Source organism: Nonomuraea terrae, assembly GCF_004348995.1.
Classification (GTDB): domain Bacteria; phylum Actinomycetota; class Actinomycetes; order Streptosporangiales; family Streptosporangiaceae; genus Nonomuraea; species Nonomuraea terrae.
This window is the reverse complement of sequence record NZ_SMKQ01000114.1, coordinates 16,226-27,750: the sequence shown is the minus strand read 5'-3', so window position 1 is coordinate 27,750 and position 11,525 is coordinate 16,226. Positions and strand designations below refer to the sequence as shown.

The window sequence follows — 11,525 nt, the reverse complement described above, 5'->3', positions numbered from 1 at the left end:
GCGTTCAACAGCCTGCGCCTGGAGAAGGGCTACCGGCTCTGGGGCGTGGACATGACGACCGAGCACAACCCGTACGAGGCGGGGCTGGCCTTCGCCGTCAGGCAGGACAAGGACTTCCTCGGCCGCGACGCCCTGTCCGCGGACGTCACCCGCAAGCTGGTGCCGCTGCTGGCCACCGAGGTCGTCATGGGCAAGGAGCCCGTACGTCACAAGGGCCGCACGGTCGGCTACGTCACCAGCGCCGCCTACGGCCACACGATCCACCGCTCCATCGCGTACGCGTGGTTGCCGATCGAGCTCACCGAACCCGGGACGCACGTGGACATCTCCTACTTCGGCCGCCGCGTGCCCGCGGAGGTCGCCGCCGAGCCCCTGTACGACCCCGGGATGGAGAAGATCAGGCGTTGAGCCACCCCGACTTCCTCTGGCGCAACCCCGACCCCGAGCCCGCCTACGACGTGGTCATCGCAGGCGGCGGCGGGCACGGCCTGGCCACCGCCTACTACCTGGCCAGGAACCACGGCATCACGAACGTCGCCGTCCTGGAGAAGGGCTGGCTGGCGGGCGGCAACATGGCGCGCAACACCACGATCATCCGCTCCAACTACCTGTGGGACGAGAGCGCCGCCCTCTACGAGCACTCGCTCGAACTGTGGGAGGGGCTGAGCGAGGAGCTCGACTACGACCTGCGGTTCAGCCAGCGCGGGGTGCTCAACCTGGCGCACAGCCTGAGCGACGTGCGCGAGGGCCGGCGCCGGGTGAACGCCAACCGGCTCAACGGGGTGGACGCCGAGTGGCTGGACGCCGAGGAGGTGAAGAAGTTCTGCCCGGTCATCAACGTCTCCGACCGGGCCCGCCACCCCGTCATGGGCGCCACCCTCCAGCGCCGCGGCGGCATCGCCAAGCACGACCACGTGGCCTGGGCGCTGGCTCGTAAGGCGGACGCGTACGGGATCGACCTGATCCAGGGATGCGAGGTCACCGGATTCGAGATCACGAAAAATCGGGTTACGGCCGTACAGACGTCGCGGGGGCGCATCGCGGCAGGGAAAGTGGCGCTGGCCGCGGCCGGGCACACGTCGGTGCTCGCCGAGCGGGCCGGGGTCCGGCTGCCGCTGCAGTCGCACCCGCTGCAGGCGCTGGTCTCGGAGCTGCTGGAGCCGGTGCTCGACTGCGTGGTCATGTCGAACGCCGTCCACGTGTACGTCAGCCAGGCCCACAAGGGCGAGCTGGTCATGGGGGCGGGCATCGACGCGTACACCTCCTACGGACAGCGGGGCGGCGTGCACGTGATCGAGGCGCAGATGGCGGCGGCGCTGGAGCTGTTCCCGATCTTCAGCCGGGTGCGCGTGCTGCGCACGTGGGCCGGCATCGTGGACGTCTCCCCGGACGCCTCGCCCGTCATCGGCCCCACCCCGGTCGAGGGGCTCTACGTCAACGCCGGCTGGGGCACCGGCGGCTTCAAGGCCACCCCGGGCTCGGGCTGGGTGTACGCCCACACGCTCGCCCATGATCGGCCACATCCGCTGGCGGAGCCGTTCGGGCTGGAGAGGTTCACCACGGGGGCGCTCATCGACGAGCACGGCGCGGCGGCGGTGGCGCACTGATGTTGCTCATCGAGTGCCCGCACTGCGGCCCCCGCGACGAGACCGAGTTCCACTACGGCGGCCAGGCCGGGGTCGCGTACCCGGCCGGGGAGGTCTCCGACGAGGAATGGGCCGCGTACGTCTTCCTGCGCGACAACCCCAAGGGCTGGTTCCGCGAACGCTGGTTCCACGTGCACGGCTGCCGGACCTGGTTCGCGGTCGAGCGGCACACGGTCACCCACGAGATCAGGACCTCATGAGATTCACCTTCGACGGCCGGGAACTGCGCGGCGAGCCCGGCGACACGCTGGCCGCCGCACTGTTGCGCAACGGCGTGCGCGTGGTGGGCCGCAGCGTGGAGCTGGGGCGGCCGCGCGGGATCTTCGCCGCCGGCGCCGACGAGCCGAACGCGCTGGTGCGGGTGGGCGCCGACCCGATGCTCGCGGCCACCACCGTGGAGCTGTACGACGGGCTGGAGGCGTGGAGCCTGCGTGGCAAGGGCAGGCTGGACCTCGACGCCGTGGACGAGCGGCGCTACGACAAGGGCTACCTGCACTGCGACGTGCTGGTCGTCGGCGGTGGGCCCGCCGGGCTGGCCGCCGCGGTCGCGGCCGGGCGCGCCGGGGCGCGGGTGATCCTCGTGGACGAGCAGCCGCGGCTCGGCGGCGACCTGCTGAACAGCCGCGTGCTCCTGGACGGCGCCCCCGCCCTCGACTGGGTGGACGGGCTCGACCTGCCCAGCCGTGTGCTCACCCGGACGACCGCCGTCGGCTACTACGACCACAACTACGTGGTGGCGGTGGAGCGGCGCGAACGCGGCGAACGTCTGTGGCACCTGCGGGCCCGGCGGGTGGTGCTGGCGACCGGGGCGCACGAGCGCTCGCTCGCCTTCCCGGGCAACGACCGGCCCGGCGTGATGCTGGCCTCGGCCGCCCGCGCGTACGCCAACCGGTACGGGGTGCCGCCGGGGCGGCGCGCGGTCGTCCTCGCCTGCGCCGACTCCGGGTACGAGGCTGCCCGGGACCTGGAGGCCGCCGGGGTGGACGTGGCGGCGATCGTCGACCCACGCCAGGAAGGGCTCGTGCCGGGGACACTCGCCGGCCAGGTGGTGACCGGCACGACTGCCGACGCGGAGGGTGTCCTCACGGGCGTGTACGTCGGTGGCGGGCACAGCGTTGGGCACAGCGGCGGGTACGGTGGCGGGCGCGGCGACCAGTACATCGAGGCCGACCTGCTGGCCGTCGCCGGGGGCTGGAACCCGGTGGTGCACCTGTTCAGCCAGTCGCAGGGACGCGTCCGGTTCGACGATGACCTGCAGGCGTTCGTCCCGGACGTCTCCGCCCAGGCCGAACGCTCCGCAGGGGCCTGCCGCGGCCGCTACGGCACCCGCGAGGCCATCGCCGACGGTTACGCCGCCGGCACGGAAGCCGCCGCCCTCGCCCTCGGCCGCACACCGGACCACGAGGCCACCGCTCCTGAGACGGCGCCTGCGACGGCGGACGGGTGGCGGGTGCCCGAGTGCGATGAGCGGGCGCCGCGGGCGCCTGCGGTGTTGTGGCAGGTGGAGGGGCGCTCCGGTGAGCCGGCGTTCGCTGACCTGCATCGGGACGTGACCGTGGAGGATCTGGCCAGGGCTGCGGGCACCGGGATGCGGTCGGTGGAGCACGTCAAGCGCTACACCACCGCCGGCACCGGCGCCGACCAGGGCAAGACCTCGGGCGCGGTGGTCGTCGGCGTCATGTCCGCCCTCCTCGGAGCCGCACCCGGGCAGGTCGGCACGACCACGTTCCGGCCGCCGTACACGCCGGTGTCGTTCGCCACCCTGGCCGGGCGCGACCGCGGTGCGCTGTCCGACCCCGTCAGGACCACCGCGATGCACGACGTCCACGTGGCCAGGGGAGCGGTCTTCGAGAATGTCGGCCAGTGGAAACGCCCCCGCTACTTCCCCGTGGACGGCGAGCCGATGGAGGCCGCCGTGCCGCGCGAGTGCCGCGCGGCCCGCACCGCCGTGGCCGCCATGGACGCCTCCACCCTCGGCAAGATCGACCTCCGGGGCGCGGACGCCGGGGAGTTCCTGGACCGGATCTACACGAACACGTTCTCCACGCTCGCCGTCGGCGCCTGCCGCTACGGGGTGATGTGCCGGGCGGACGGCATGGTGTTCGACGACGGCACCACGACCAGGCTCGCCGAGGACCACTTCCTCATGACCACGACCACGGGCAACGCCGCCGCGGTGCTGGACTGGCTGGAGGAGTGGCGGCAGACGGAGTGGCCGGAGCTGGACGTGTCGTTCACGTCGGTGACCGACCACTGGGCGACCGTCGCCGTCGTCGGCCCCCGCGCCCGCCAGGTGATCGCGGTGGTCGCACCGGACGCGCTCGGCCTGGCGTTCATGCGGTACACCGAAGCCGACGTGCTGGGCGTGCCCGGCCGGGTGTTCCGGATCAGCTTCTCCGGCGAGCTGGCCTACGAGGTCAACGTGCCGTGGGCGTACGGCAGGGCGCTGTGGGAGGCGGTGCTGGACCTCGGTGCGGTGCCGTACGGGACGGAGACCATGCACGTGCTGCGGGCCGAGAAGGGGTTCGCGATCGTCGGCCAGGAGACCGACGGCACGGTCACCCCGCAGGACCTCGGCATGGCGTGGATCGTCTCCCCGCGCAAGCCCGACTTCGTCGGCAAGCGCTCGCACGCCCGCCCCGACACCGCCCGGCCCGGCCGCAAGCGCCTGGTGGGCCTGCTGCCCGACGACCCGGCGGCCCTCGTGGAGGAGGGCGCCCAGCTCGTCGCCGGCCTCCGGGAGGGCGTGGTGCCGATGCTGGGCCACGTGACCTCCAGTTACGCCGGCGCCGCGCTCGGCCGGACGTTCGCGCTGGCCCTGGCCAAGGGCGTGGCGCCGGGCGACCGGCTGAGGGCGGTCTCCGGGGCGGTCGTGCACGGCGTCACCGTGGTGGACCCCGTCTTCTACGACAAGGACAACGCCCGCCGCGACGGCGACCCGCTGGAGGGCTCGCCCGCGCCGTACGCGGGCGAGGTGCGCGCGGAGAGCCCGGCCGCGGCCTGCGCAGCCCGATTCGCGGCGGCGAGCGGGCCGGCCGTGCGGCTGCGGGAGGTGGCGTTCGAGCCGATGTGGGAGGTCCGCGGCGCGGACCCGGGCGCGGGGCTCAGACTGGGGCCGTCGTGGTGGCTCGTATCCGGAAATATCACCCCACAGCCCGGTTGGGTGGACGTCTCCGGCCAGCGGACGATCCTGGAGCTCGCCGGCCCGGCGGCCGAGGACGTCCTGATCACCGGCTGCCCCATCGACCTGCACCCGTCGGCCTTCCCCGGCCACGCCCAGACCCTGCTGGGCAAGACCTCGGTCATTCTGGAGCGCCGGGATCCCGAGACCTGTCGCCTCTACGTCAGATCATCGTTCGCGCGCTACCTGGCGGAATGGCTGCTCGACGCCCTGGACGCGTTATGAGGCCATATAAGGGCATTACCTAGACTTTAAGGGTTGTTGACCTGAGTCTGGGGAGCGAACGTGCGGGTGCGGGCGTACATGGCCGGTCTGGCCACAGCGGCGATGCTGACCGGCTGCGGCGGCCTCGAGGCGCAGTCCGGCGGCGGGGAGCCCGCCGCCAAGCCCGACTCGGCCGCGATCGCCGACGCCCGCGAGAAACTGGCCGGCCTCGACGTCAAGGGCCGCGCCCCGAAGACCGGCTTCGACCGCGACGAGTTCGGCCCCGCCTGGGCCGACGTCGACCGCAACGGCTGCGACACCCGCAACGACATCCTCAAGCGCGACCTGGAGGACGAGACCTTCAGGTCCGGCACCCACGACTGCATCGTGCTCACCGGCGTCCTGCACGACCCGTACAGCGGCAAGACCATCGAGTTCGAGCGCGGCCAGGACACCAGCAGCGAGGTGCAGATCGACCACCTGGTGCCGCTGTCGGACGCCTGGCAGAAGGGCGCGCAGCAGTGGTCGGACGCCAAGCGCAAGGAGTTCGCCAACGACCCGCTCAACCTCCTGGCGGTGGACGGTCCGCTCAACGGCCAGAAGAGCGACTCCGACGCCGCCACCTGGCTGCCGCCCCGCAGGTCGTACCGGTGCGCGTACATCGTCCGCCAGATCGACGTGAAGGCCAAGTACGACGTCTGGGTCACCTCGGCGGAGAAGGCCGCCATGGACGGAATCCTCGACGACTGCTGACACCCGTCTGTACGGGCGGTGCGGATCTCCGTACGATCCGGGCGTGACCAGACGCATCCTGGCGATCACGGCGCTCGTCGTGCTCGCACCCCTGCTGACGACCACCCCCGCGCAGGCCAGGGCGACCGACCTCGTCGTCCTCAACTGGAACGTCCACGGCGAGAGCGCCGACATGAACGCCATCGCCGGCCAGATCCGCGCCAGCGGCGCCAACATCGTGACCGTCCAGGAGATCCACCGCAGGCCCGACGCCGACCAGGTCAGGCAGCTGGCCGACGCGCTCGGCTGGGACATCACCGCCAACGCCCACTTCGGCGCCGGCGACAACCCCGGCCCCTGCGACGACCCGCAGCCCGGCCAGGCCGGCAACGCCGTCCTGTCCAGCTTCCGCATCGTCGAACGGGTGACGATCCGGCTCACCGACTTCGCGACCTGCCCCGTCAACCGGTCGATGGCCGGCGCCAAGCTCGACCTCGGCGGCGGCTCGTCGGTCACCGTCTTCACCACCCACCTGTCGCCCGGCCTGTCGGCGACCTCGGTGGCCCGCCGTGAGGCCCAGGCCGACAAGGTGCGGACGTACCTCGGCACCCGCACCGGCGTGATCCTCACCGGCGACTTCAACGCCCCGCCCACCGACGCGCTGTCGCGCCGGTTCGTCAGCGCCGGCTGGCTCGACACCGGCGCCCGGTACGCCGACGAGCCCACCCTCGGCGACGCCCGCATCGACTACGTCTACACGCGCGGCATCACGGTCACGGGCGGCGACGTCCTTTCGACCACGCTGTCCGACCACCGCCCGATCGTCATGCGCATGACCCGCTGACGCGGAACGACGCCGGCCCACGGGCCGGCGTCGCCTTCACCGGGGATCAGTCGTCGTCGTCCCGGTCGTCGTCCCGGTCGTCGTCATCGTGGTCGTCGTCATCGTGGTCGTCGTCCCGGTCGTCGTCGCCGTTCTGGCCCACCCGGTCCGTCTCATGTTTGACGATCTTGCCGGAGGTCGCGTCCACGTCGATCTCGTGCCGTTCCTGCCCCTTGGTCAGCTCGATCTCCCACACGTCGGGCCGGCTGCCCTTGAGGTCGAAGTCGAGCTCGCTGACCCAGGCGCCCTGCACCTTCCCGTGCGCGATCTGCATGGCCTGCTCCGCCGAGACCTTCGGCGCGGGGGCGGCGGTGAAGGTCTCCACCGAGGGGGAGGCGGCCGTGGCGGTGGCGTACGCGGCGCCGCCGCCCGAGGCCAGCGCGACGAACCCGGCGCCGGCGATGATGATCTTCTTCGTGATCTGCATGTCTCCACGAAACCGCGAAGCCGGGTAACCGCGCGCTAAGCGACGGTTAACGCCGCCTCCTAGGGCGCCGCGCCCAGCAGCACCTCGACGCGGGCCCCACCGCCCGCGGGCGTGGAGACGGTCAGCCCGCCGCCCGAGGACTCCGCGGTACGCCGGGCGATGTCCAGCCCGAGCCCCGTCGAGTCGCCGCCGCTGATGCCCCGCTCCAGCAGCGCCGGCTCGAACCCGGGCCCCGCGTCGCTCACGGTCAGCAGGGCCCCGGAGGGCCGCGGCTCCAGCCGTACGGACATGGAGGCACCTTCCGGCGTGTGCGCGAAGACGTTGCCGAGCAGCGCGTCGACGCACGCGGCCAGCTCCTCGCCGCCCACCGCGACCGGCAGCGGGCCGGCCGGCAGGCTGATCGCCACCTCACGTCCCTGGTCCTCGGCCAGCACCGACCAGAACCGTACGCGCTCGCGCACCACCGCCGCCGCGTCGCACGTGCCGCGCCCGGCGGACCGGCGGCGGGCCTCGGTGATCACCGCGCTCACGGCGCGCTCCAGAGCGTCCACCCTGGCCTGGATGCGCCCCGCCTCCTCGGGGTCGCGCAGCGACTCGGCGTCCAGCCGCAGCCCGGTCAGCGGCGTGCGCAGGCGGTGGGACAGGTCCGCCACGGACTCACGCTCGGCCGCCAGCAGCTCGTCGATGCGGCCGGCCAGGTGGTTGAGCGCCATCGCCACCGAACGCACCTCGGGCGGGCCGCCGGGCTCCGCGCGGGCGGTCAGGTCACCTCCGGCGAGCCGGTGCGAGACCCGCGCCAGCCCGTCCACCGGCCTGGTCACGGCCAGCGCCAGCCGGTCCGCCAGGACGATGCCCAGCACGACCAGAGCGAGCCCCAGCACGAGCAGTGCCAGCCACGCCTCCCGCACGCCCCTCATCAGCTCGTCGTCGGGCACGAACACCCTGATCACGGCCGTGCCGCCCGGGGACTGCGCCGAGACGAGCACCTCCCTGCCCCCGTCGGCCTCCGCCGTGACGCTGCGCCCGGTCGCGGCCAGCCGCACCGCGTCGGAACGGCCGGCGGGCCTGCCCACCGTGCCGCCGCCGGGCAGGAACACCGTCACCGGGCGGGCCACCTGCTCCACGGCCAGCGCCAGGTCGGGAGTGCCGACCGCCACCGCGACGGACTCGGCCGCGGCGGTGGCCCGGCTCATCGCGCCGTTCTCGGCCACGGCGCGGATCAGCAGCGCCATCGGCACCAGCAGCGCGATCAGCACGAGCGACGTCGTCGCCGCGACCAGCAGCGCCAGCCACCGCCTCACGACGGCTCGACCAGCTTGACACCCACACCGCGTACGGTGTGCAGGTAACGGGGCCGCGCGGCCGTCTCGCCGAGCTTCCTGCGCAGCCACGACAGGTGGACGTCCACCGTCTTGTCGGCGCCGCCGTACGGCAGCTGCCACACCTCCGTCAGCAGCTCCCGCTTGGTGACGACCTCGCCGGGCCGCGCGGCCAGGTAGTGCAGCACGTCGAACTCGCGCGGCGTCAGATCCAGGGCCGCGCCGTCGAGCGTGGCCGTACGCGCCCGCGGGTCCACCCGCAGCGCCCCGACCGCCAGCGGCTCCGGCGCCGCCTCGCCCGCCCGCCGCAGCACGGCCCGTACGCGCGCGTCGAGCTGGGCCGCGCTGAACGGCTTGACCACATAGTCGTCGGCCCCCGCGTCCAGCACCGGCACCATCTCGGCGTCCCCGTCGCGGGCGGTCGCCACGATGACCGGCACCCGGCTCACCGCCCGCAACATCCGCAGCAGCTCCGCCCCGTCCAGGTCCGGCAGCCCCAGGTCGAGCACCACCAGGTCGGGACGGTCGCGTACGGCCAGGCGCAGCCCGTCCATCGCCGTCGGAGACGAGGAGACGGCATGGCCGAGCTCCCGCAGCCCGCGGCTGAGCGCCGTACGGATCGCCACGTCGTCCTCGATGAGCAGGATGTCAGCCATATACAGAAACTAGACGTTCGCGGACGGTGACCAGGTCTCTCTTAGCGTCGCCTTAACCTCGCCTTAGCCGTCGATGGGGGAAGCTTGGGCGCGATGAAACGACTCGTGCTGGCCTGGGCCGTCACCGCCGTCGCCGCCACCGGCGCCGCGCTGGCGGTGCTCGGTCTGCTCGGCACCGGCCTCACCGGCAGCTCCAGCCACGTGCTCAGCCGGGACGAGGTCCGCGCGGCGCTGTCCACGGCCACCGCCCGGGCCGTCGCCGCCTCGACCGCCGAGCCGTCCTCGACGTCCCCGGGCAAGCTGATCCGCAGCCCCGGCGGCACGGTGATCGCCTCGTGCGACGGCGACCTGGTCACGCTGCGGTCGTGGAGCCCGGCCCAGGACCACTCGGTCGACGGCGTCGAGCCGGGGCCGGCCGCCGAGGCCCAGGTCGAGTTCGAGCCGGACGACGGCGACGACATCGAGCTGACGATCACCTGCGTGGCGGGGCAGCCCGTCGCCCGCGTCCACTGACGCTCACGACGCCTCCGCGCCCAGCGCCGCCTTCGTCAACTCGGCCTGTCGGCGGATCTGCCCCATGACGATGGGGTTGACCCCCTTGGCCGCGAACGTGGCCACCATCCGGTCCAGCACCGCGTTCGCCCGGCCGAGGTCGCCCTGCCGCGCCTCGGCCCTGGCCAGGCGGCGCATCACCAGGTTGAGGGTGATGTTGTCGACGCCCGCCCCGCGCACGACGTGGGTCAGGTGCTCGATGCCCTGCTTCGGGTCGGGCGGCCGCACGCGCAGCCCCTCGCCCGGCACCAGGTCCTTGAACTCACGCTCGGCGTTCAGCCCCTTGACCAGGCGGGCGTAGACGGCCAGCGGGTGCGCGCCGTAGCGGCCGATGACCTCGTCCAGCGCCCGGTTGCCCGAGCTCAGCGCGGGCGAGTCGGAGCCGAGGAGCGAGAACAGCTGGCCCTGCTCCTCGCCCAGCATCAGCTCGGCCACCCGGTGGTCGTCGGGCTCCGCCGGCCGGCGCACCCTCACCAGCAGCGCGGGGGAGACGACGAGCGAGCCGTCGGCGGCGACGTACCGGGCGCGCACGTGGTACTCGCCGGGCTGCTGGAAGTAGTGGCCGTCGCGCCCGTGCCCGATGTACGCGCTGCGGTACATCGCCGGGTTGCCGTCGTCCAGCCTGACCTGCGGCGTGGCGTCCACGCACTGGCGCAGCATGGGCCGGTAGAGCACCGTGCCACCGTCGGGACGGGTGATCGACACCTGCGTGAAGCCGCTGTCGGGGTGCAGGTGGCCGTGCGTGCCGCGCGGCTCGCTCGCGTGCGACAGCTTGAGCTCGACCACCACCGGCTCGCCCAGCGCGTACGACTCCTTGGCGCGCAGCTCCAGCCGCAGCCCCGAGTGGTCCTCGACCGGCTGCTCGAACGGCTCGGCCTCGGCCGCCCCGACGCCGAACGCGTGCGCCCCCATGGCCACGTCGCGGTAGAAGGCGTGCCGCAGGTGCACCAGCTCGGAGTCGGTGAACCGGAAGGGGAAGGCCGCCCAGTAGGCCGGCTCGCCGCCCGGCTGGTAGGTGTAGGTGTAGTTCATCCACGACAGGTCGCCGAAGCCGCCCTCGGGGCCGAGCGGCCTGGGCGGGGTCGCCAGGTGCTTCTCCCACGAGTGCAGCAGGTTGAACGCGTGGCCGACCTCGTGCACGTACGTGCGTAACTGGGCCCTGCGCGCCTCCGGCGTCGTGCCCTGGACGGCGTCGTGGAAGACGGCGGCGCCCTGCCGCTGGTGGGCGTCCTGGTAGTCGAACATGATGCCGCGCAGGCCGCGCGCGTGTTTGCCAGCCACCAGCAGCCACACCCGCCAGGCCGGGGCGTCGCCGTACGCGCTGAAGTGCCGGGTCATCGCGTGGTGCAGCTCGGCGTCGTCCCACACCAGGTCGGTGCCCGACCCGTCCACCGGGACCACGCCGGGCTCGGCCAGGCGCAGCTCGATGCCCGCCTCCGCGTACGCGGCGGGCACCGTCAGCTCCCTCGGCGGCGAGCCCGCGGGTCCCGGCAGCGAGCCGGTGTGGTACGACACGAACGGCACCGCCCCCACCACGGAGTCCTGCTCCAGCAGCACGCTGCGGAAGTGCGGGGAGGCGAAGGCCACCTCGTACGCGCGCCCGCCCACCGTGGCGCTCCCGCTCCCGCCGGCGATGACGACGCCCACGTCGCGCGTCTCGGTGTCGAACGTGAACCGCCCGGCTCCCTCGATCCGCGTCTCCCCGCCCTCGGACCGTACGGCGGGCGCGTCCACCACGAAGGAACCGGCGTAGGACGTGGTCGCCCCCGACACGGTGAACAGGTCGCCGCTCACCCGCCCGGTGGGCCTGGCGCCGTCGACGTCGACGCGGAGCTCCAGCCGCGAGTCGCCGTCCTGACCCTGGTACAACCCGCTGATCATGGGAGCCCCCTGGAAGATCGGGTGAGGGTTACATCCCGGTAGGC

At 73.2% G+C, this 11,525-nt stretch carries 11 protein-coding genes; 7 read left to right on the top strand and 4 right to left on the bottom strand.

The genetic code is table 11. The features are described 5' to 3' along the window. The 6 genes from E1286_RS29125 to E1286_RS29100 all read left to right on the top strand — a co-directional run. Window positions 1–408: glycine cleavage T C-terminal barrel domain-containing protein (locus tag E1286_RS29125; protein WP_132617526.1), on the top strand; the 408-nt coding region annotated here is incomplete at its 5' end. Then, entirely contained in the window at window positions 405–1,607 is a 1,203-nt protein-coding gene (locus E1286_RS29120) for a sarcosine oxidase subunit beta family protein (RefSeq protein WP_132617524.1), read from the top strand. The genes E1286_RS29125 and E1286_RS29120, both read left to right, overlap by 4 nt. Next, window positions 1,607–1,846, top strand: coding sequence for a sarcosine oxidase subunit delta (locus tag E1286_RS29115; RefSeq protein ID WP_132617522.1), 240 nt, complete (start codon window positions 1,607–1,609; stop codon window positions 1,844–1,846). Before E1286_RS29120 ends, E1286_RS29115 begins: the two co-directional genes overlap by 1 nt. Then, the gene (locus E1286_RS29110) at window positions 1,843–5,052 is read left to right on the top strand and encodes a 2Fe-2S iron-sulfur cluster-binding protein (protein ID WP_132617520.1); all 3,210 of its coding nucleotides are present in this window, start codon (window positions 1,843–1,845) and stop codon (window positions 5,050–5,052) included. Before E1286_RS29115 ends, E1286_RS29110 begins: the two co-directional genes overlap by 4 nt. A gap of 60 nt (window positions 5,053–5,112) precedes the next feature. After that, window positions 5,113–5,784 carry an HNH endonuclease family protein gene (locus E1286_RS29105; RefSeq protein ID WP_246075280.1) on the top strand — a complete coding sequence of 224 codons (672 nt, stop codon included), beginning with the start codon at window positions 5,113–5,115 and terminating at the stop codon, window positions 5,782–5,784. Between the two features lie 43 nt (window positions 5,785–5,827). Next, on the top strand, window positions 5,828–6,607 hold the full coding sequence (locus E1286_RS29100; protein ID WP_132617518.1) for an endonuclease/exonuclease/phosphatase family protein: 780 nt from the start codon (window positions 5,828–5,830) through the stop codon (window positions 6,605–6,607). A 46-nt stretch (window positions 6,608–6,653) separates the two neighbouring features. Here the strand turns inward: E1286_RS29100 and E1286_RS29095 are convergent, their stop codons facing one another. The 3 genes from E1286_RS29095 to E1286_RS29085 are packed head-to-tail and all read right to left on the bottom strand — an operon-like array spanning window position 6,654 to window position 9,048. Further along, window positions 6,654–7,073 (bottom strand): PepSY domain-containing protein, encoded by a 420-nt coding sequence (locus E1286_RS29095; protein WP_132617516.1) that lies wholly within the window; start codon window positions 7,071–7,073, stop codon window positions 6,654–6,656. 59 nt (window positions 7,074–7,132) lie between these two features. Further along, window positions 7,133–8,374, bottom strand: coding sequence for a sensor histidine kinase (locus E1286_RS29090; RefSeq protein ID WP_132617514.1), 1,242 nt, complete (start codon window positions 8,372–8,374; stop codon window positions 7,133–7,135). Next, window positions 8,371–9,048: a response regulator transcription factor gene (locus E1286_RS29085; RefSeq protein ID WP_132617512.1), complete on the bottom strand. Its 678-nt coding sequence runs from the start codon at window positions 9,046–9,048 to the stop codon at window positions 8,371–8,373. The genes E1286_RS29090 and E1286_RS29085 overlap by 4 nt, the downstream gene beginning before the upstream one ends. A 93-nt stretch (window positions 9,049–9,141) precedes the next feature. Between E1286_RS29085 and E1286_RS29080 the strand changes: the two genes are divergently transcribed. Next, window positions 9,142–9,561 (top strand): hypothetical protein, encoded by a 420-nt coding sequence (locus E1286_RS29080; RefSeq protein ID WP_132617510.1) that lies wholly within the window; start codon window positions 9,142–9,144, stop codon window positions 9,559–9,561. Between the two features lie 3 nt (window positions 9,562–9,564). On the opposite strand, the gene E1286_RS29075 is transcribed toward E1286_RS29080, so the two are convergent. Beyond that, window positions 9,565–11,481, bottom strand: a complete 1,917-nt coding sequence (locus E1286_RS29075; RefSeq protein ID WP_132617508.1) for a hypothetical protein — start codon at window positions 11,479–11,481, stop codon at window positions 9,565–9,567. Between the last annotated feature and the right edge of the window lie 44 nt (window positions 11,482–11,525).